This window comes from Dactylosporangium salmoneum, assembly GCF_039532525.1.
In the GTDB taxonomy this organism is placed as follows: domain Bacteria; phylum Actinomycetota; class Actinomycetes; order Mycobacteriales; family Micromonosporaceae; genus Dactylosporangium; species Dactylosporangium salmoneum.
Genome location: NZ_BAAARV010000052.1, coordinates 13,216 through 36,099 on the forward strand (window position 1 = coordinate 13,216; position 22,884 = coordinate 36,099).

At 75.9% G+C, this 22,884-nt stretch carries 7 protein-coding genes; all 7 read left to right on the forward strand.

The genetic code is table 11. The features are described from left to right. A partial coding sequence (locus ABD352_RS28425) for a hypothetical protein (protein WP_425553670.1) occupies positions 1 to 234 on the forward strand: 234 nt, incomplete at its 5' end. An 11-nt stretch (positions 235 to 245) separates the two neighbouring features. Beyond that, complete coding sequence (locus ABD352_RS28430) at positions 246 to 11,024, forward strand: type I polyketide synthase (protein WP_344615569.1); 10,779 nt, start codon at positions 246 to 248, stop codon at positions 11,022 to 11,024. A 47-nt stretch (positions 11,025 to 11,071) separates the two neighbouring features. Beyond that, complete coding sequence (locus ABD352_RS28435) at positions 11,072 to 15,994, forward strand: type I polyketide synthase (RefSeq protein ID WP_425553671.1); 4,923 nt, start codon at positions 11,072 to 11,074, stop codon at positions 15,992 to 15,994. Positions 15,995 to 16,008: 14 nt separating this feature from the next. Beyond that, positions 16,009 to 16,365 (forward strand): nuclear transport factor 2 family protein, encoded by a 357-nt coding sequence (locus ABD352_RS28440; protein ID WP_344615571.1) that lies wholly within the window; start codon positions 16,009 to 16,011, stop codon positions 16,363 to 16,365. After that, positions 16,362 to 17,189 carry a class I SAM-dependent methyltransferase gene (locus ABD352_RS28445; RefSeq protein WP_344615572.1) on the forward strand — a complete coding sequence of 276 codons (828 nt, stop codon included), beginning with the start codon at positions 16,362 to 16,364 and terminating at the stop codon, positions 17,187 to 17,189. Before ABD352_RS28440 ends, ABD352_RS28445 begins: the two co-directional genes overlap by 4 nt. Positions 17,190 to 17,271: 82 nt before the next feature. Next, positions 17,272 to 22,101, forward strand: a complete 4,830-nt coding sequence (locus ABD352_RS28450) for a type I polyketide synthase (RefSeq protein WP_425553672.1) — start codon at positions 17,272 to 17,274, stop codon at positions 22,099 to 22,101. Positions 22,102 to 22,139: 38 nt separating this feature from the next. Next, on the forward strand, positions 22,140 to 22,884 hold a 745-nt coding region (locus ABD352_RS28455), incomplete at its 3' end, for a beta-ketoacyl synthase N-terminal-like domain-containing protein (protein WP_344615574.1).

Consider the following 22,884-nt stretch of genomic DNA (forward strand, 5'->3'; position numbering starts at 1 on the left):
GTGCAGGGCGAGCTGGAGCGCATCGAGGCGGCCGTCGCCGGGCTCACCATCGCCGCGGGCGAGCGCGCGGGGCTGGCCGCCCGGGTGCGCAGCCTGCTGGCCCGGCTGGAGGGCGCCGGCGAGGAGGAGCCCGCCGGCTCGGTCATCGACCGGCTCGACAGCGCCGGCGACGAGGAGCTCTTCGCGTTCATCCGGTCCTCGTTCGGCACACCCGCGTCCGATTCGACGAGCTGAAAGGTACTGCCGTGGCGGACGACAACAAGCTTCGGGACTATCTGAAGTACGTGACCGCGGATCTGCACGAGACCCGCCAGCGGCTGCGCGCCGTGGAGGAGGCGGGCCGCGAGCCGATCGCGATCGTCGGGATGGCGTGCCGCTACCCGGGTGGGGTGGCCGGCCCCGAGGACCTGTGGGACGTGGTCGACGGCGGGCGCGACGCCATGTCGCCGTTCCCGGCCAACCGCGGCTGGGACCTCGACGAGCTGCGCCGCCGCTCGCAGTCGCAGGAGGGCGGCTTCCTGCCCGGCGCCGACGAGTTCGACGCGGCGTTCTTCGGCATCTCGCCGCGCGAGGCCCTCGCGATGGACCCGCAGCAGCGGCTGTTCCTGGAGACGTCGTGGGAGGCGCTGGAGCGGGCCGGGATCGCCCCGCTGTCGCTGCAGGGCAGCGGTACCGGGACCTTCGCCGGCTGCTACGGCCTGGACTACTGCTGGTCGGTGTCGCCCGCGCCGCAGGGGTACGAGGGGCACCTGACCACCGGCGGCGCCTCCAGCGTCGTGCCGGGGCGGGTGGCGTACATCCTGGGGCTGCAGGGTCCGGCGGTGGCCGTCGACACCGCCTGCTCGTCGTCGCTCGTCGCGGTGCACCTGGCCGCGCAGGCGCTGCGGGCCGGCGACTGCGCGCTGGCGCTGGTCGGCGGCGTGTCGGTGATGTCGACGCCGCTGGAGTTCCTCGGCTTCTCCGAGCAGGGCGGGCTGGCCCCCGACGGCCGCTGCAAGCCGTTCTCGGAGCGCGCCGACGGCATGAGCCTGTCGGAGGGCGTGGGCGTGCTCGTGCTGGAGCGGCTCTCCGACGCCCGCCGCCACGGCCGCCGCGTGCTGGCCGTGGTGCGCGGCTCGGCGGTGAACCAGGACGGCGCCTCCAACGGGCTCACCGCCCCCAACGGCCCGTCCCAGCGGCGGGTCATCCGGGCCGCGCTCGCCAACGCCGGGCTGCTGCCGGCCGACGTGGACGCGGTCGAGGCGCACGGCACCGGCACCCGGCTCGGCGACCCGATCGAGGCGCAGGCCCTCCTGGCCACCTACGGCCGGGACCGCGACCGCCCGCTGTGGCTCGGCTCGGTGAAGTCCAACATCGGCCACACCCAGGCCGCGGCCGGGGTGGCGGGCGTCATCAAGATGGTCGAGGCGATGCGCCGCGGCGTGCTGCCCCGGACCCTGCACGCGGAGGACCCGTCGTCCCACGTGGACTGGTCGGCCGGCGCGGTCGCGCTGCTGGACCGCGCCCGGCCGTGGGAGACGCCGGAGGACCGCCCGCGCCGCGCCGCGGTGTCGGCGTTCGGCATCAGCGGCACCAACGCCCACGTGATCCTCGAACAGGCGGTGGACGAGCCGTCGCCGGCGGGCACCTGGGCGGACCCCTTGCCGCTGGTCGTGTCGGCCCGCTCGTCCGCCGCGCTGCGGGCCCAGGCGGGGCGGCTGGCCGGCCGGCTGCGGGACGACCCGGACCTGAGCCTGCTCGACACCGCGTCCACCCTGGCGACCGGCCGGGCCGCCCTGGACCACCGCGCGGTCGTGGTCGCGGCGGACCGCGCCGAGGCGCTGGCGGGCCTGGACGCGCTGCACCGGGGCGAACCGGCGGCGAACGTCCTGGAGGGCCTCGCCGCCGAGCCGCGGCGAGCGGTGTTCGTCTTCCCGGGTCAGGGCTCGCAGTGGGTGGGCATGGCCTCCGAATTGTTGGCCGACTCGGCGGTGTTCGCCGAGTGCGAGCGAGCCCTGGCGCCGTTGGTGGACTGGTCGCTGCGGGACGCGTTGACCGATCCGGAGTTGCTGGAGCGGGTCGACGTGGTGCAGCCGGTCCTGTGGGCGGTCATGGTCTCCCTGGCCGCGATGTGGGAGTCCTACGGCGTGACTCCTGCGGCCGTGATCGGTCATTCGCAGGGTGAGATCGCCGCGGCGGTGGTTGCCGGTGGATTGTCCATTGTGGATGGCGCGCGGGTGGTGGTGTTGCGGTCGAAGGCGTTGCGGGCGATTGCTGGTCGCGGTGGGATGGTGTCGGTTGCTGCGTCGGTGGATCGGGTGCGTGAGCTGATCGACGATCGGCTCTCTATTGCGGCGATCAACGGTCCGTCGGCGACGGTGGTGGCCGGTCCGGTTGAGGCGTTGGACGAGTTCATGTCCTCCTGCGGCGAGGACGTTCGGGTGCGCCGGATCCCTGTTGACTATGCGTCGCACACCCCGCATGTGGAGGAGCTGCGTGAGCAGATCTTGGCCGATCTCGAAGGCCTGACTCCGATATCTGGGCGGGTTCCGTTCATATCTGCGGTGACGGGCGATGTGCTGGATATGTCGCAGTTGGATGGGACATATTGGTACACGAATCTGCGGCAGCCGGTGCGGTTTGAAGATGCGGTGAATACCGCGCGCGGGCTCGGGTTCGACGGGTTCATTGAGTGCAGTGCGCATCCGGTGCTGGCGCTCGGGGTGGGGACGCTGCGCCGGGACGACGGCGGGATGCGGCGACTCGTCACGTCGCTGGGGCAGGCATACACCCAGGGGATCGGGGTCGACTTCGGGCTCGGCGGCGGACGCCAGGTGGACCTGCCGACGTACCCGTTCCAGCGGGAGCGGTACTGGCTCAGCGGCGACGGGGCTCAAGGCGGCGACGAGCCGGTGGTCCGGCTGGCGCACGCCGACGCGTACCTGCTCACCGAGCGGCTCTCGCCGCGCGCCCAGCCGTGGCTGGCCGACCACGCCGTGAACGGCACCGTACTGCTGCCGGGCACCGCGTTCGTCGAGCTGGCGCTGAGGGCCGGTCAGGCATGCGGGTGCCCGGCGGTCGAGGAGCTGACCATCCAGGCGCCATTGGTGCTGGGCGGCGACGATGCGGTACGAGTGCAGGTTTGGGTCTCCGAACCCGACGCCGACGGGCGCCGGCCGCTGACCGTCCACTCGCGACCCGACCGGGACGACGCCGGGTGGACCGTGCACGCGGAGGGCCGGCTCGCCCCCGGCGCGGCCGCGGCACCCACCGGGCTGGCCGAGTGGCCGCCGCCCGGCGCCGAGCCGCTGGCCGTCGGGGACGCCTACGAGCGGTTCGCCGCCAACGGGTACGGCTACGGCCCCGCCTTCCGCGGCCTGCGCGCCGCCTGGCGCCGGGGCGACGACCTGTTCGCCGAGGTCCGGCTGCCCGAGCCGCAACAGGCCACCGCGGCCCGCTACGGCCTGCACCCGGCCCTGCTCGACGCCGCGCTGCACGCCGGCCTGCTCGACCCTGCCGGCGGCCCCGCCCTGCCGTTCGCCTGGACCGGGGTGACCCTGCACGGCACCGGCGCCACCGGCCTGCGCGTGCGACTCTCCCCGGCCGGCCCGGATGCCGTGAGCCTCGTCGCCGCCGACGCCGCGGGCGAGCCCGTCGCGGTGGTCGAACGCCTGGTCTCCCGGCCGCTCACCGACGCCGGACCGGCGGCCGGGTCCGATGCGCTGTTCCGGCTGGACTGGGCGCCGCTGCCCGCCGAGGAGCGGCCCGAGTCGGCCAGGTGGGTCGTGGTCGGCGCGGACGACCTCGGCGTCACCACCTCGCTGTGGGCGGCCGGGCTGGCCCCGACCAGCGCCTGGGACCTGCCGTCGCTGGCCGAGGCGGTGGCCGCCGGCGGACCGGCCCCCGATCTGGTCGCGGCGTCCTTCACCGGCCTTGGCGGCGATCCGATCGACGCCGTGCACCGGGTCACCGCCGCGGGCCTGGAACTGGTCCAGGCCTGGCTGGGCACCGAGGCGTTCGAGGCGGCGCGGCTGGTCGTCGTCACCCGCGGCGCCGCCGCCCCCGAGCCCGGCCGGCCGGTGGACCTGGCCGGCGCGGCGCTGTGGGGCCTGCTCAAGTCGGCCCAGGCCGAGCACCCCGCCCGCATCCTGCTGGTCGACCTCGACGACACCGACGAGTCCGCCGCCGCGCTCGCCGCCGTGGTCTCCGCGGCCGCGGCCGCCCGCGAACCGCAGGTCGCCGTGCGCGCCGGGGCCGCCCGCGTGCCGCGGCTGGCCCGGGCCGGCACCGACGGCGACCTGCGCCTCCCGGCCGGCGACGGCTGGGTCCTCGAGGAGTCCGGCGCCGGAACCGCCGACGGGCTGCGGGTGGCCGAGTCGGCGACGGCCGGGCGGCCGCTGGAGCCGGGGCAGGTGCGCGTCGCCGTGCGGGCCGCCGGCCTCAACTTCCGGGACGTGCTCATCGCGCTCGGCATGTACCCGGGCGAGGCCCGCATGGGCAACGAGGGCGCCGGCGTGGTCGTCGAGGCCGCGCCGGACGTGCGCGACGTGACCGTCGGCGACCGGGTGGCCGGCCTGCTGCCCGGTTCCTTCGGCCCGGTCGCCGTGGTCGACGCGCGGACCGTCACCCGCATCCCGGACGGCTGGTCGTTCGAGCGGGGCGCCTCGGTCCCGACCTGCTTCCTCACCGCCTACTACGCGCTGGTCGACCTGGCCGGGCTGCGCGCGGGGGAGCGGGTCCTCGTGCACGCGGGGGCCGGTGGCGTGGGGATGGCCGCGGTACACCTGGCGCAGCGACTCGGCGCGGAAGTCTTCGCCACCGCGAGCCCCGCCAAGTGGGACGTGCTGCGCGGGCTCGGCCTCGACGACGAGCACATCGCCTCCTCCCGCGACCTGGGCTTCGCCGAGCGCTTCCCCGCGGTCGACGTGGTGCTCAACTCCCTCGCCGGTGACTTCGTCGACGCCTCGCTGGGCCTGCTCGCCGAGGGCGGCCGGTTCATCGAGATGGGCAAGACCGACGTCCGCACCGGCCTGGGGCCGCGCTACCGCGCCTTCGACCTGCAGGAGGCGGGTCCGCGGCGGATCGGGGAGATGCTGGCCGAGGTCATGGCGTCGCTGGAGCCGTCGCTTCCGGTGACGGTGTTCGACATTCGCCGGGCGCGGGAGGCGTTCCGGTACATGAGCCAGGCCAGGCACGTCGGCAAGATCGTGCTGCGGCTGCCGCGCCCGGCCTGGCCCGCCGACGGCACGGTGCTGGTCACCGGCGGCACCGGCACCCTGGGCCGCCTGGTGGCCCGCCACCTCGTGGCCGAGCACGGCGTGCGCGACGTGCTGCTGGTGAGCCGCTCCGGGGGTGCCGGCGAGCCGGACGAGCGGGTACGGGTCGCCGCCTGCGACATCGCGGACCGGGACGCCGTGCGGCGGCTGCTGGACACCGAATCGGTACGCGCCGTCGTGCATCTGGCCGGCGCGCTGGACGACGGCACCGTCGAGTCGTTCACGCCCGAACGGCTCGGCACGGTACTGCGCCCGAAGGCCGACGGCGCGCTGATCCTGCACGAGCTCACCGCCGGGCGGGACCTCGACGCGTTCGTCATGTTCTCCTCCGCCGCGAGCGTGCTCGGCAGCCCGGGCCAGGGCAGCTACGCCGCCGCGAATGCCGTCCTCGACGCCCTCGCCCACCACCGGCGGGGCCAGGGGTTGCCGGCCCAGTCCCTCGCCTGGGGGCTGTGGCAGCCGACGAGCGCGCTGACCGGGCACCTCGACGACAGCGCCGTGGCCCGGCTCATGCGCGGCGTGTCCCGCCCGATCGCCGCCGAGCAGGGGCTGGCGCTGCTCGACGCCGCCCCGGCGGCCGACGCGGCGCTGCTCATGGCCGTGCCGGTGGACACCGCGGGGCTGCGCCGGCTCGCCCTGGAGGGCACGCTGCCGGCCCTCGCGCGGGGGCTGGTCCGCCAGGCGCCGCGGCGGGCCGCCAACGACACCGCCGCCGACGGCCGGGCGCTCGCCGACCGGCTGGCCGCCCTCGGCCCGGCCGACCGCGAGCGCGAGGTCACCGACCTGGTCCGCGGGCACGCCGCCGCGGTGCTGGTACACGCCTCGGCCGACGCCGTGGACGCCCACCGGCCGTTCAAGGACCTCGGCTTCGACTCGCTGACCGCGGTGGAGCTGCGCAACCGGCTCGGCGCGGCCACCGGCGTGCGGCTGCCCGCGACCGCCGTCTTCGACCACCCCACCCCGGCCGAGCTGGCCCGGCACCTCCTGGCCGCCCTCGTGGGGGAGGCCCAACCGGCGCCGGAGGAGGCCGCACCCGTGCTCGCCGCGCCGGACGACCCCATCGTGATCGTCGGCATGGCCTGCCGCTACCCGGGCGACGTCGCCTCGCCGGAGGACCTGTGGCGGCTGGTGGAGTCCGAGGTCGACGCGATCGGGCCGTTCCCCGCCGACCGCGGCTGGGATCTGGCCGGCATCTACTCGCCCGACCCGGACCGGCGCGGCCACACGTACGCGCGGGAGGGCGGCTTCGTCCGCGACGCGGCCATGTTCGACGCCGCGCTGTTCGGCATCTCGCCCCGCGAGGCGCTCGCCATGGACCCGCAGCAGCGCCTGCTGCTGGAGACCACGTGGGAGGCGATGGAGCGGGCCGGCATCCCGCCGATGTCGCTGCGCGGCAGCCGCACCGGCGTCTACGTCGGCGCCGTCGCCTCCGGCTACGCCTCCGACCTGCGGGAGCTGCCGGAGGGCGTGGACGGGTACCTCGGCACCGGCGTCTCCGCGAGCGTCCACTCCGGGCGGATCTCCTACGCCTTCGGCCTGGAGGGCCCGGCGGTCACCGTCGACACCGCCTGCTCCTCGTCGCTGGTCGCGCTGCACCTGGCCACCCAGGCGCTGCAGCTCGACGAGTGCTCCCTCGCCCTGGCCGGCGGCGTCTGCGTGATGCCGACCCCGGCCGAGTTCGTCGAGTTCAGCCGGCAGCGGGCGCTTTCGCCGGGCGGCCGCTGCCGCGCCTTCGCCGAGGCGGCCGACGGCACCGCCTTCGCCGAGGGGGTCGGGGTGCTGGTGCTGGCCCGGCTGTCCGTTGCCCGCCGGTTGGGCTACCGGGTCCACGCCGTGGTGCGCGGCTCGGCCGTGAACCAGGACGGCGCCTCCAACGGCCTCACCGCCCCGAACGGCCCGTCGCAGCAGCGGGTCATCCGTGCCGCGCTGGCCAACGCCGGCCTGCGGCCGTCCGACGTGGACACGGTCGAGGCGCACGGCACCGGCACCGCCCTGGGCGACCCGATCGAGGCGCAGGCGCTGCTGGCCACCTACGGGCAGGAGCGGACCGAGCCGCTGTACGTCGGGTCGCTCAAGTCCAACCTGGGCCACGCGCAGGCCGCCGCGGGCGTCGCCGGCGTCATCAAGATGGTCGAGGCGATGCGCCATGGGGTGCTGCCGCGCACCCTGCACGTCGACGCCCCCTCCTCGCACGTCGACTGGGCCTCCGGCGAGGTCGCGCTGCTCACCGAGGCGCGGGAGTGGCCGGCGCTCGATCGGCCCCGGCGGGCGGGCGTGTCCTCGTTCGGCATCAGCGGCACCAACGCCCACGTGATCCTGGAGCAGCCGCCGGCGTTGAGCTCGGACGAAGAGGGCAGATCACCGGCGGAAATCACGCTGCTTCCGCTCTCGGCCCGCACCGAGAGCGCGCTGCGGGCCCAGGCCGGCCGCCTGCGCGACTTCGGCGATGAGCCGGGGGACGTCGCCGCCGCGCTGGTCCGGACCCGGACCGCGCTGGAGCACCGGGCGGTGGTGGTCGGCCGCGACCGCGAGGAGCTGACGGCCGGCCTCGACGCGCTCGCCGAGGGCGGCCCGTCCCCGGCCGTGGTGCGGGGCGTGGCCGACATCGCCGGGCGGACCGTGTTCGTCTTCCCCGGCCAGGGCTCGCAGTGGGAGGGCATGGCCGTCGAGCTGCTCGACGCCTCGCCCGTGTTCGCCGCCCGGCTCGCCGAGTGCGACGCGGCACTGGGCGCCCACCTGGACTGGTCGGTGGCCGACGTGCTGCGCGGCGCGCCCGGCGCACCGTCGATCGAGCGGATCGAGGTGGTCCAGCCGGTCCTCTTCGCCGTGATGGTCTCGCTCGCCGCGGTCTGGCGGTCGCAGGGCATCCACCCCGACGCCGTCGTCGGCAGCTCCCAGGGCGAGATCGCGGCGGCGTGCGTGGCCGGCGCGCTGACGTTGCCGGACGCGGCGAAGATCGTGGTCCTGCGCAGCCGGCTGTTCGCCGACGAGCTCGCCGGCAACGGGGCCGTGGCGTCCGTCGCCGCGCCCGCCGACGAGGTCCGGGCCCGGATCGCCCGCTGGGGCGAGCGGCTCGCCGTCTCCGGGGTCAACGGCCCGCGCCAGGTCGCGGTGGCCGGTGACCTCGAGGCGCTCGGCGAGTTCGTGGCCGCGTGCGAGGCCGACGGGCTGCGGGCCCGGGTGGTGGCCGCGACCGTCGCCTCGCACTGCGCGCAGGTCGACCCGCTGCGGGAGCGGCTGACCGCGATGCTGGAGCCGCTGTCGCCGCGCCCGGCCGAGGTGCCGTTCTGGTCCACGGTCACCGGGGAGCCGATGGACACCGAGGGGCTGGATGCGCAGTACTGGTACTGGAACGCCCGCCGCCCGGTCGAGCTGCACGCGGCCGTGCGGGCGCTGCTCGCCGACGGCCACCGGGTCTTCGTCGAGTGCAGCACCCACCCCGTGCTCACGGTCGCGCTGCAGGACACGGCCGAGGAGGCCGGCGTCCCGATCGCCGCGACCGGCACGCTGCGCCGCGGCGAAGGCGGCCCGCGGCGGCTGCTGACCTCGCTCGCCGAGCTGCACGTGCGCGGGGTCGCGGTGGACTGGCCCGCGCTGCTCGGCGGACCGGGCGGCCGGTGGGTGGAGCTGCCGACGTACGCGTTCGACCGCCGGCGGTACTGGCTGCAGGGCGAGCCCGTCCTCGCGAGCGACCCTGCCGACGAGCAGTTCTGGGCTGCGATCGAGCGGGGCGACCTGGCCGGCGTGGCCGACGCCCTGCAGGTCCCCGACGGCGCCGCGCTCGCGCCCGCGCTGCCCCTGCTGTCGGGCTGGCGCCGCCGGCGCCGCGAGAGCTCCACCGTGGACGGCTGGCGCTACCGCGTCGAGTGGGAGCCGCTGGGCGCCCCCGCCGCCGCGGCGCTGGACGGCGAGTGGCTGCTGGTCGAGCCGGAGTCGAGCCTCGCCGACGGAAGGTCCACCGCCGTCGCCAAGGCCCTGCAGTCCGCCGGCGCCGAGGTCCGCACCATGGCCGTCGCCCCCGAGGAGGTCGGCCGGGAGGCGCTGGCCGCCCGCCTCCGCGACGCCGCGTCCGGCGCCCGGGCGGTGGTCTCCCTGCTCGCCCTCGACACCAGGCCGCTGCCCGCCCACCCCGAGCTGCCGGTCGGCCTGGCCGGCACGGTCGCGCTCACCCAGGCCCTCGGCGACGCCGGCATCGAGGCGCCACTGTGGTGCCTGACCCGCGGCGCGGTGCACGCCGGCCCGGCCGACGACCCCGCCGACCCCCCACAGGCCCAGGTCTGGGGCTTCGGCCGGGTCGCCGCGCTGGAGCGCCCGCGGGCCTGGGGCGGCCTCGTCGACCTGCCCGCCGGCGACCTCGACCCGGACGCGCTCGGCGCGGTCCTGGCCGGGGCCGGTGGCGAGGACCAGGTCGCCCTGCGGGCCGCGGGACCGCTGGGCCGGCGCCTCGCGAGGGCCCCGCTGGGCGGCGCCGAGCCCGTCCGGCCCTGGCGCCCGCGCGGCACCGTCCTCGTCACCGGCGGCACCGGAGGGGTCGGCGCGCAGGTCGCCCGCCGCCTGGCGGAGACCGGCGCGGAGCACCTGCTGCTGCTCAGCCGGCGCGGCGACCGGGCGCCCGGCGCGGCCGAGCTGGCCTCGGAGCTGACCGCGCTCGGCGCCGGGGTCACCATGGTCGCCTGCGACGTCACCGACCGGACCGTCCTCGCCGATCTGATCGCCGCGGTACCGCAGGAGCGCCCGCTGACCGCCGTCGTGCACGCCGTCGGCGTGGTCCAGTCGACGACCATCGAGGAGACCGGCCTCGCCGACTTCGCCGAGCTGGTGCGGGGCAAGGTGCTCGGCGCCGCGGTCCTCGACGAGCTGCTCGGCGACCGGCCGCTGGACGCCTTCGTGCTCTTCTCCTCCAACTCCGGCGTCTGGGGCAGCGGCCGGCACAGCGCGTACGCCGCGGCCAACGCCTACCTCGACGCGCTGGCCGAGCGGCGCCGGGCGGCCGGGCGGACCGCCACCTCGGTGGCCTGGGGCGCGTGGGGCGGCGGGGGCATGCTCACCGGCGAGGGCGTCGAGGACTGGATGCGCCGCCGAGGGGTCCTGGAGATGCCCGGCGAGCTCGCGCTCAACGCCATGGTGCAGGCCGTCGAGCACGACGAGACGTTCGTCGCCGTGGCCGACGTGGACTGGGCCCGGTTCGTGGACGGGTTCACCTCCGGGCGGCCCAGCCCGCTGATCTCGCGGCTGCCCGAGGTACGCCACCTGCTGCAACGTCCGGCGGAGGAGCCCACGGCGGCGACGGCCGGACGGTTCGCACACGCGTCCCCGGCCGAGCTGCTCGACCTCGTCCGCGCGGAGGCGGCCGCGGTCCTCGGGCACACCGACCCGGCCGGCGTCGGCCAGGCCCGGCCCTTCAAGGAGCTCGGCTTCGACTCGCTGACCGCGGTCGAGCTGCGCAACCGGCTGCGCGCCGCGACCGGCCTGCAGCTGCCCGCGTCGATGGTCTTCGACTACCCGACCCCGGCGGCCCTGGCCGGGTACCTGCGCGCCGAGCTGGTCCCCGAGGACACCGGCGACGGCCTGGCCGGACTGGACCGGCTGGAGGCGGAGCTGGACCGGGTGGCCGGTGACCCCGACCTGCGCGCCCGCGCCGCCCAGCGGCTGCAGTCGATGCTGCACCGGCTGTCCGGGCCGGCCGAGGAGTCCGGGGCCGGGCTCGCCACCGCGACGGCCGAGGACATGTTCGCGCTCATCGACCGGGAGTTCGGAGCGTCGCGATGAACAACGAAGAGAAGCTGCTCGAGTACCTCAAGCGGATGACCGGCGATCTGCGCCAGGCGCGGGAGGCCGCGCACGAGCCGATCGCCGTCATCGGCATGGCCTGCCGCTACCCGGGCGGGGTGGACACCCCGGAGGGGCTGTGGGAGCTGGTCGCGGGGGAGCGCGACGCCATCTCCGCCTTCCCGGACAACCGCGGCTGGGACGTCGAGGGCGTCTACGACCCCGACCCGGCCGCGGTGGGCAAGAGCTACGTGCGCGAGGCCGGCTTCCTGCACGACGCGGGCGAGTTCGACGCCGGGTTCTTCGGCATCTCTCCGCGCGAGGCCCTCGCGATGGACCCGCAGCAGCGGCTGATGCTGCAGATCGCGTGGGAGGTCGTGGAGCGGGCCGGGATCGACCCGGACTCGCTGCGCGGCACCCGCACCGGCGTCTTCGTCGGCTGCAACAACCTCGACTACGCCCGCGACCTGCGCCGCGCGCCCGAGGGGCTGGAGGGGTACCTCGGCACCGGCAACCTCGCCAGCATCGTGTCGGGCCGGATCTCCTACACGATGGGCCTGGAGGGCCCGTCGATGACCATCGACACCGCCTGCTCCTCGTCGCTGGTGGCCATGCACCTGGCCGCGCGGGCGCTGCGGGCCGGCGACTGCACCCTCGCCATGGCCGGCGGCGTGACCATCATGGCGAGCCTGGCCGGCTTCGTGGAGTTCTGCCGGCAGCGGGTGCTGGCCGCCGACGGCCGCTGCCGCGCGTTCGCCGACGGCGCCGACGGCTTCGGTCCGGCCGAGGGCGCGGGCGTACTGCTCCTCGAACGCCTGACGGATGCCCAGCGCAACGGCCACCGGATCCTGGCCGTGGTGCGCGGCTCCGCGGTGAACCAGGACGGCGCCTCCAACGGCCTGACCGCCCCCAGCGGCCCGTCCCAGCAGCGGGTCATCCGGGCCGCGCTCGACGACGCCCGGATCGCGCCCGGCGAGGTCGACGCCGTCGAGGCCCACGGCACCGGCACGGCGCTCGGCGACCCGATCGAGGCGCAGGCCCTGCTGGCCACCTACGGCCGCGACCGCTCCGCGGACCGGCCGCTGTGGCTCGGCGCGGTGAAGTCGAACATCGGCCACACCGCCTCCGCGGCCGGCGTGGCCGGCGTCATGAAGATGGTGCTCGCGATGCGGCACGGGCTGCTGCCCCGGACGCTGCACGTCGGCGCGCCGACCACGCACGTGGACTGGTCCTCGGGCGCGGTCTCGGTGCTGACGTCGGCCCGGCCGTGGGAGACGTCCGGGGATCGCCCGCGCCGGGCGGGGGTCTCGGCCTTCGGCATCAGCGGCACCAACGCCCACGTGATCCTCGAGTCCCTTGCCGAGGTCCCGGAGCGATCCGACTCGTCCGGCCCGGTGCCGCTGCTCGTCTCGGCCCGCTCGGCCCCCGCGCTGCGGGCGGCCGCGGACCGGCTCTCGCGGCGGCTGACCGGCGACCTGAGCCTGCTCGACGCGGCGGCGTCGCTGGCGACCGGCCGGGCCGCGCTGGAGCACCGGGGTGTGGTGGTGGCCGCCGACCACGCGGAGGCCCTGGCCGGCCTGCGGGCCTTGGCCGACGGTGCGCCGGCGCCGAACCTGGTCGAGGGGTACGTGACGGCGGAGCGGCGGGCCGTGTTCGTCTTCCCCGGGCAGGGCTCGCAGTGGGTGGGCATGGCGACCGAGCTGCTGTCTTCGTCGCCGGTGTTCGCCGAGTGCGAACGGGCCTTGGCCCCGCTGGTCGACTGGTCGTTGCGGGATGCGTTGACCGATCCGGAGTTGCTGGAGCGGGTCGATGTGGTGCAGCCGGTGTTGTGGGCGGTCATGGTGTCGTTGGCCGCGTTGTGGGAGTCCTATGGCGTGACTCCTGCGGCGGTGATTGGTCATTCGCAGGGTGAGATCGCGGCGGCGGTGGTTGCCGGTGGTTTGTCCATTGTGGATGGCGCGCGGGTGGTGGTGTTGCGGTCGAGGGCGTTGCGGGCGATTGCGGGTCGCGGTGGGATGGTGTCGGTTGCGGCGTCGGTGGATCGGGTGCGTGAGCTGATCGACGGCCGGCTCTCTATCGCGGCGATCAACGGTCCGTCGGCGACGGTGGTGGCTGGTCCGGTTGAGGCGTTGGACGAGTTCATGTCCTCCTGCGGTGAGGACGTCCGGGTGCGCCGGATCCCGGTGGATTATGCGTCGCACACCCCGCATGTGGAGGAGCTGCGTGCGCAGATCCTGACTGACCTGGCCGATATCAAGCCGGCTGCGGGTCGAGTCCCGTTCATATCCGCTGTGACGGGCGGGGTGATGGATATGTCGCAGTTGGATGGGACATATTGGTACACGAATCTGCGGCAGCCGGTGCGGTTTGAGGATGCGGTGAATACCGCGCGGGGGCTTGGGCTTGACGGGTTCGTCGAGTGCAGCGCGCATCCGGTGCTGGCGCTCGGGGTGGGGACGCTGCGGCGGGATGACGGTGGGTTGCGGCGGCTGGTCACCTCGCTGGGGGAGGCGTGGGCGCAAGGGATCGGGGTCGACTTCCGGGCGCTGCTCGACGGCGGGCGGTGGGTGGACCTGCCGACGTACCCGTTCCAGCGCGATACCTTCTGGCTCCCCGGCGACGCGGGCGCCCCGGACGAGCCGTTGGTCCGGCTGGCCCACGCCGACGCGTACCTCCTGACCGAGCGCCCCTCGCTGCGCGCCCACTCGACCATCGCCGAGCTGGCGCTGCGGGCCGGCCTGGAGTGCGGCTGCCCGACCATCGAGGAGCTGACCGTCCGGGCCCCGCTCGCCCCGGGGACCCGGGCCCAGGTCTGGGTCGGCGAGCCGGACGGCGACGGCCGGCGCCCGCTGACCGTCCACTCGCGCCGCTCCGAGGACGACGACTGGACCGCAAATGCGACCGGCACCCTGGGCCCGGCAAGGCCCGCGACCGGGTTCGACCCCGACGACAGCGACGTCACCGTGTCGCTGGCCGGCGACGACGACCCCCGCTACGCCATCCACCCGGAGCTGCTCGACGCCGCACTGCAGGCCGAGGACGACGAGCTGGTGCCGGCCGAGTGGCGCGGCGTCACCCTGCACGCGACCGGCGCCACCGCGCTGCGGGTCCGGACCACGCGGCCGGCCGGGGACCGGGCGTCGGTGCGGGCGGCCGACCCGACCGGCGCGCCCGTCCTCGAGATCGAGTCCGTCGCCTGGCGCCCGCCGGAGACCGCCGAGGCCACCCACCTGTACCTGATCGGCTGGCAGCCCCTGGAGGTGCCGCCCGCCGAGGGGGACATCGCCGTACGGTGGCTCGGGCCCGGCCCGGACATCGTCGTCGACGCGCTGCTCGTGGCCCAGGAGGAGGCCGAACGGGACGGGCCGCTCGCCGTGGTGACCCGGGGCGCGGTCGCGGTCGGCGGGGAGGCCCCCGACCCGGGCGCCGCCGCGGCCTGGGGCCTGCTGCGCTCCGCCCAGTCCGAGAGCCCCGGCCGGCTCGTCCTCGTCGACGTCGACGCCACCGACGCGTCGGCGCGAGCCGTGCCGGCTGCCGCCCTCGCCGCCGCGGCGGCCGGCGAGACCCAGCTGGCCCTGCGCGACGGCCGCGCCCTGCTGCCCCGCCTGGAGCGGGCGACCGGCGACCCCGGCCCGGCCGACGACGGGCTCGCCGAACGGCTGCGGGGCGGCACCGTCCTCGTCACCGGCGGCACCGGCGCCTTGGGCGCGCTCGTGGCCCGGCACCTGGTCTCGGCGTACGGCGTCCGCGACCTCCTGCTGCTGAGCCGCCGCGGCCCGGCCGCACCCGGCGCCGACGAACTGGCCGCCGGCCTGCGCGCGGCCGGTGCCACCGTCGACGTGGCGGCCTGCGACGTGGCCGACCGGGAGCAGCTCGCGGCCGCGCTCGCCGGCCGCACCCTGACCGGCGTCGTGCACGCGGCCGGCACGCTCGACGACGGCACCGTGGCCGCGCTGACCCCGGACCGCGTGCGGGCCGCGCTGCGCCCCACCGCCGACGCGCTCGCCCACCTCGACGAGCTCACCGCCGGTGCCGGCCTCGCCCTGTTCGTCGTCTTCTCCTCGATCGCGGGCCAGCTCGGCAATCCCGGCCAGGCCAACTACGGCGCGGCCAAGACGTTCCTGGACGCCTTCGCCCAGCGCCGCCGGGCGGCCGGGCGCCCGGCCACCGCTCTCGCCTGGGGCCAGTGGGCGGTCGACGGCGGCCTCGGCGCCGGGGCGGAGCCGGCCCGCGCCGCCCGGTCCGGCATGCGTCCGTGGGGCCCGGCGGACGGCCTGGCCGCCTTTGACATGGCCGTGCGCCGTCCCGAGGCGTTGCTGCTGCCGGTGCGGTTCGACTTCCCGGCGCTGCGGGACCAGGCGCGCGGGGGCCCGCTCCCGCCCGTCCTGCGCGGCCTGGTCCGGGCCGGTCTGCGCCGGGCCGCCGGCGGGGACGGCGGCGACGCGGCGCAGTCCCTGGCCCGCCGGGTCGCCGGCCTGTCCGCCGCCGACCGCGAGCACGCGCTGCTCGACCTCGTCCGCGGGCACGTCGCCGCGGTGCTCGGCCACGCCTCCGCCGCCGCCGTCGACACCGCGCGGGCGTTCACCGAGATCGGCTTCGACTCGCTCACCGCGGTCGAGCTGCGCAACCGGCTCACGGCCGCGACCGGGCTGCGGCTGCCGCCGACGCTGGTGTTCACGTACCCGACGCCGGTCGACCTGGCCCGGCACCTCGGCGCCGAGATCGGCCCGGCGGCCGAGGCCGAGCCGCCGGCGGCCGTGGAGCTGCGCCGCCTCGACGCGGCGCTGGCCGCCCTGCCCGCCGCCGGCGACGCCCGCGCCGCCGTGCTCAAGCAGCTGCAGGCGCTGGTCCGCAAGTGGGACCGGGCCGAGGAAACGCCGGCCGTCGACTGGATGTCGGCCGAGTCGGTCACCGACGACGACATGTTCGAGCTCCTGGACCGGGAGCTCGGCCCGGCCGGGAACGCGTGAGGGGAGCGCCAGCCATGCCCGACGAACCGCGCCGCAAGGCGATCGCCGCGGACTACTTCCGGCGGCTCAACGACGGCGACGTCGACGCCGTCGTCGAGCTGTTCGCCCCCGAGGGCCGCATCGAGCACCCGCTGGGCCGGCCGGCCCGCCGCGGCCGCGACGCCCAGCGCGACTACGCCGCCGCGCAGATCCGCGACCAGGTCCGCATCGAGACGGGCCTCATGGTCGCCGCGCAGGACGACCGCCAGGTCGTCGTGCCGCACACCGTGAGCCGCGGCGGCGGCCCGGACCGCCCCGCGATCGGGATCCTGCGCATCGGCCCGAGCGGGCTCATCGAGCAGCTCCGCATCCTGGAAGGGACAGACCGTTGAGCACGACCGGAAACCTCGAGAAGGCCGACTTCGAGCGCGAGCGCAAGACGCTGCTCGTCTCGCTGCACGCCAAGGCGCTGGACTGCGCCGCGGCCAAGCCGGTGCTCGGCGACCGCTCGGCGGCCGCCGCGGCGCAGCGGCTGGACTACGACTACGCGCAGCTGCGGGTGCGCACCGACGACGCGATCGCCATGGTGATCCGGGCCAAGCAGCTCGACGACTGGACGGCCCAGTTCCTCGCCGCCCATCCCGCCGCCACGGTACTGCACCTGGGCTGCGGCCTGGACCGCCGCTGCGACAGGGTCGAACGTCCCGGCACCCCCACGTGGTTCGACGTGGACTTCCCCGACGTCGTGGCGCTGGCGCAGCGCCTCTACCCGGCGGCGGAGGGGCAGCGGTACGTCGGCGCCGACGTCACCGACGGGGACTGGCTGGACGCGATCCCGGCGAGCGGCGAGGTCATCGTCGTGGCCGAGGGGCTCACGATGCTGCTCACCGAGGCCGAGATGCGCGCGCTGGTCGAGCGGATCGGCCGGAAGTTCGGGCACGGGGAGTACATCTTCGACGTCTACAACACCATCGCGATCCGCTCCATGAACCGGCACCAGACCATCCAGGCCACCGGCGCCGAGCTGTGCTGGGGCGTCGACGACATCAACGACGTGACCGCCTGGGCGCCCGGCCTGCGGCTCGAGCAGGAGTGGTTCATCGTCGGCTCGCCGTACGTCGGGCGGATGCCCTTCACGTCGATCCTCATCTCCCGGCTCATGCACCTGTCCCCGAAGCTGCGCCGGTTCAGCCGGCTCGTGCGCATCAGCTTCTGACTCCGTCCGGCTTCGGCAAGATTCGGCAAGAGAGGACGCGCCGACCATGGCGACGAGTAACGAGGACAAGCTGCGGGAGTACCTGCGCCGGGCGATGTCCGACCTGACCCAGACCCGCCAGCGGCTGCGCGAGGTGGAGGCGGCCGGCCACGAGCCGATCGCGATCGTCGGCATGGCCTGCCGCTACCCCGGCGGCGTCACCACCCCGGAGGAGCTCTGGGCCCTCGTCGCCGGCGGCGTCGACGCCGTCTCCGGCTTCCCCGCCAACCGCGGCTGGGACCCGGACCTGTACGACCCCGACCCCGACGCCCTCGGGCACAGCTACGTCCGGGAGGGCGGCTTCCTGCACGACGCCGCCGACTTCGACGCCGCCTTCTTCGGCATCTCGCCCCGCGAGGCCCTGGCGATGGACCCGCAGCAGCGGCTCGTGCTGGAGACGGCGTGGGAGGCCTTCGAGCGGGCCGGCCTGGACCCGTCCGCCCAGCGCGGCAGCCGCACCGGCGTCTTCGTCGGCGCCGTGGCCACCGACTACTTCTCCCGCCTCGACGAGCTGCCCGAGGGCATGGAGGGCTACCTCGGCACCGGCAACATGACCAGCGTGGCCTCCGGCCGGGTCGCCTACGCCCTGGGCCTTTCGGGCCCGGCGGTCACCGTCGACACCGCCTGCTCCTCGTCGCTCGTCGCGCTGCACCTGGCCGTCCAGGCGCTGCGCACCGGCGAGTGCGCGATGGCCCTGGCCGGCGGCGCCTCGGTCATGCCGACCCCGGCCGCGTTCGTCGAGTTCAGCCGCCAGCGGGCGCTCGCGCCGGATGGGCGCTGCAAGTCCTTCTCCGAGGCGGCCGACGGCACCTCGTGGTCCGAGGGCGTCGGCATGCTCCTGCTGGAGCGGCTCGGTGACGCCCAGCGCCTCGGCCATCCGGTGCTGGCCGTCGTGCGCGGCTCGGCCACCAACCAGGACGGCGCCAGCAACGGGCTCACCGCGCCCAGCGAGCCGGCCCAGGAGGGGGTCATCCTGGCCGCGCTGGACAACGCGCGGCTGGGTCCGGCCGACGTCGACCTCGTCGAGGCCCACGGCACCGGCACCCGCCTGGGCGACCCGATCGAGGCCCAGGCCCTCATCGCCACCTATGGCCGCGACCGGCCCGCCGGCCGCCCGCTGTGGCTCGGCTCCATCAAGTCCAACCTCGGCCACGCCGGCCCGGCCGCCGGGGTCGCCGGCATCATCAAGGTGGTTCAGAGCCTGCGGGCCGCCACCATGCCGCCGACGCTGCACGTGGGCGCGCCGACGTCCAATGTGGACTGGTCGGCCGGCGCGGTGGAGCTGCTGACCGAGGGCCGGGCCTGGGAGGCGGGCGAGCGGCCCCGGCGCGCGGGCGTCTCGGCCTTCGGCGCGAGCGGCACCAACGCCCACGTGATCCTGGAAGAGGCGCCGGCCGAGCCGGACGCTCCCGGGCAGGACGGTGGTCCGGTGCCGCTGGTCGTCTCGGCCCGCTCGTCCGCCGCGCTGCGGGCGGCCGCGGCCCGGCTCGCGCGACGGCTCGCCGACGACCCGGAGCTGAGCCTGCTCGACGTGGCGGCGTCGCTGGCGATCGGCCGGGCGGCGCTGGAACACCGGGGCGTGGTGGTGGCCGCGGACCGCGAGGAGGCGCTGGACGGCCTTCGGGCGCTGGCCGACGGTACCGCGGCCGCCAACCTCGTCGAGGGCAACGCCGCCGAGCCGCGGCGCGTGGTCTTCGTCTTCCCCGGCCAGGGCACCCAGTGGGTCGGCATGGCCACCGAGCTGCTGTCCGAGTCCCCGGTGTTCGCCGAGTGCGAGCGAGCCCTTGCCCCGTTGGTCGACTGGTCGCTGCGGGACGCGTTGACCGACCCGGAGCTGCTGGAGCGGGTCGACGTGGTGCAGCCGGTCCTGTGGGCGGTGATGGTCTCCCTGGCCGCGATGTGGGAGTCCTACGGCGTGACCCCGGCGGCCGTGATCGGTCATTCGCAGGGTGAGATCGCCGCGGCCGTGGTTGCGGGAGGGCTGTCCATCGCGGATGGCGCGCGGGTTGTGGTGCTGCGGTCGAAGGCGCTGCGGGCGATTGCCGGTCGCGGTGGGATGGTCTCGGTCGCCGAGCCGGTGGATCGGGTGCGTGAGCTGATCGACGATCGGCTCTCTATTGCGGCGATCAACGGTCCGTCGGCGACGGTGGTGGCTGGTCCGGTTGAGGCGTTGGACGAGTTCATGTCCTCCTGCGGTGAGGACGTTCGGGTGCGCCGGATCCCGGTGGATTATGCGTCGCATACGCCGCAGGTGGAGGAGTTGCGTGGGCAGATCCTGACTGACCTGGCCGATATCAGTCCGGCTGCGGGTCGAGTTCCGTTCATATCTGCGGTGACGGGCGATGTGCTGGATATGTCGCAGTTGGATGGGACATATTGGTACACGAATCTTCGGCAGCCGGTGCGGTTTGAAGATGCGGTGAACACCGCGCGCGGGCTCGGGTTCGACGGGTTCATCGAGTGCAGCGCGCATCCGGTCCTGGCCCTCGGAGTGGGGACGCTGCGCCGCGACGACGGCGGAATGCGGCGACTCGTTACCTCGCTCGGCGAGGCCTGGGCGCAGGGCATCGCCGTCGACCTCCCGGCGCTGCTGGCCGGTGGGCGGCGGGTGGACCTGCCGACGTACCCGTTCCAGCGCCGCCGCTACTGGCTGGAGGCCCCCGAGCCGAAGGCGGCCCCGTCGCCGGCGCCGGCCGACGACGAGGACGAGGCCCGCTTCTGGGCCGCCGTCGAGCAGGCCGACGTCGACCTGCTCGCCCAGGCGCTCGGCGGCCGCGGCGAGGCGGACCTCCTGGAGCCGGCCCTGCCGATGCTCGCCGACTGGCGCCGCCGCTCCCGCGACCGCGCCGCCCTCGACGCGCTGCGGTACCGCATCGTCTGGGCCGCCGTGGAGACCAGCCCGCCGGTCATGTCCGGCACCTGGCTGCTGCTGGAGCCCGCCGGCGACGTGGCCGCCGAGGCCGTCGACGCCTGCGAGCGGGCCCTCGCCGCGCACGGTGCGACGGTGGTACGGCACACCGTCGACCCCGCCGCCGACGACCCCGACTCGATCGCGCTGCCGCTGCAGGACGCCTACTACGACCATTACGACCTGGCGGGTGTGCTGTCCCTGCTCGCCCTCGACGAGCGCCCGCTCGCCGCCCACCCGGAGGTCCCCGCCGGCTACGCCGCGACCGTCGCCGCGCTGCAGGCGGCGGTGCGCGCGGCCGACACCACCGGCGTCGAGGTCCCGCTGTGGTGCGCGACCCGGGGCGCCGTCTCCGTCGGCCGCACCGACAAGCTGCGGCGGCCCGGCCAGGCGCTCACCTGGGGCCTCGGCCGGGTCGCCGCGATGGAGCACCCGCGCCTGTGGGGCGGCCTGGTCGACCTGCCCGAGCGGCTCGACGACGCAGCCGGTCAGAAGCTGGCCGCGGTACTGGCCGGGGTCGACGGCGAGGACCAGGTGGCCGTGCGCAACTGGGACGTGCTGGTCCGCCGCCTGGTCCGCGACCAGCTCGGCGACACCCCGCCCGCCCGCGAGTGGCGCCCCCGCGGCACCGTGCTCATCACCGGCGGCACCGGCGGCCTCGGGGGACAGGTGGCCCGCTGGGCGGCCCGCTCCGGCGCCGAGCACCTGCTCCTGCTGAGCCGGCAGGGCGGCGACGCCCCCGGCGCCGCGGAGCTGGCCGCCGACCTGGCTGAGAGCGGCACCGCGGTCACCGTGGCCGCCTGCGACGTCGGCGACCGCGAGGCGCTTTCCGCCGTGCTCGCGCAGATCCCCGCGGACCGGCCGCTGCGGGCGGTCGTGCACACCGCGGCCCAGCTCGACGACGGCATGATCGAGTCGCTCACCCCCGAGCGGATCGCCACCGCGCTTCGGGCCAAGGCGGCCGGGGCGGTCAACCTCGACGAGCTCACCCGCGGGGCCGACCTCGACGCGTTCGTGCTGTTCTCTTCCTCCGGCGCCACGTTCGGCACGGCCGGGCTGGCCAACTACGCGCCGGGCAACACGTTCCTCGACGCGTTCGCCGAGTTCCGCCGGGCCCAGGGCCGCCCCGCCACCTCGGTGGCCTGGGGCACCTGGGGCGGGGCCGGCATGGCCTCCGGCGGCGCCGCCGAGCGGGCCCGGCTGCAGGGCGTCTACGAGCTGCCGCCCGCGGTCGCCACCGCCGCCCTGCAGCAGGTGCTCGAGCAGGACGAGACCACCGTCGTGCTCATCGATATCCGCTGGGAGACCTTCGGCCTCGGCGCCGCGGCCGGGCGGCGCACCCACCTGTTCGACCTGCTGCCCGACGCCAAGCGCGGCCTGGAGCCCCGGCGGACCGAGCCGGGCGCGGCCGGGGCGGGCGCCGCGCCGGAGGAGCCGTCCGCGCTGGCCCAGCGGCTGGCCGGGCTGGCACCCGGCGAGCGCGACCGGGTGCTGCTCGACCTGGTGTGCGGGCACGCCGCCGCGGTGCTGTCCCACGGCGCGGCCGACGGCGGGATGCTCGACCTCGTCGAGCCCAACCGGGCGTTCCGCGACCTCGGCCTGGACTCCCTCGGCGGGGTCGAGCTGCGCAACCGGCTCGGCGCGGCCACCGGCCTCGCGCTGCAGCCGTCGCTGGCGTTCGACTACCCGACGCCGGTGATCCTCGCGCAGTACCTCCGGGAGCAGCTCCTCGGCGACGAGTCCCCGGCCGCCTCGGTGCTGGACCGGATCAACCAGCTCGCGGCCGACCTCGACGCCGTCCAGGAGACCGACGCGGCCACCCGCGCCGCGGTCGCCGCCCGGCTGCGCACGCTGCTGGGCCAATGGAGCGGCGGCGCCCCGGACGACGGCGGGGACGAGGACCTGGCGGAGGCCACCGACAGCGAACTGTTCGAGCTGCTCGACGACGAGCTCGAGACGCCCTGAACCGAACGCCGATCGCAGGATTGAGGAGCGCAACGGCAATGGAAGCTGAGGACAGGCTCCGCGACTACCTCCGGCGGGCCACCACCGACCTGCGCCGGGCGCGCCGGCGGATCCAGGAGCTGGAGCAGCCGGGCCCGGTCGCGATCGTCGGCATGGCCTGCCGGTTCCCCGGCGGCGTCGCCTCGCCGGAGGATCTGTGGGAGCTGGTCCGCTCCGGCACGGACGCGATCTCGGCGTTCCCGGCCGACCGCGGCTGGGACCTCGACGCGCTCTACGACCCCGACCCGGACCGGCCCGGCGCCTCCTACACGCTGGAGGGCGGCTTCCTCGCCGACGCGAGCCGCTTCGACCCCGGCTTCTTCGGCATCTCCCCGCGCGAGGCCCTCGCCATGGACCCGCAGCAGCGGCTGGTGCTGGAGACCGCGTGGGAGGCGATCGAGCGAGCCGGCATCGACCCGCACTCGCTGCGCGGCAGCCGGACCGGCGTCTTCGTCGGCGGCGCCTCCCTCGGCTACGCCGAAGGGCTCGACGACGTGCCCGACGGCGTCGACGGGTACCTCGGCACCGGCAGCGCCACCAGCGTCACCAGCGGCCGGGTCGCCTACACGCTCGGCCTGGAGGGTCCCGCGGTCACCGTCGACACCGCGTGCTCCTCCTCGCTGGTCGCCCTGCACGTGGCGATCCAGTCGCTGCGCTCCGGCGACTCGACCCTCGCCCTGGTCGGCGGCGTCACCGTCATGCCCACCCCGGGCATGTTCATCGAGTTCAGCCGCCAGCGGGGGC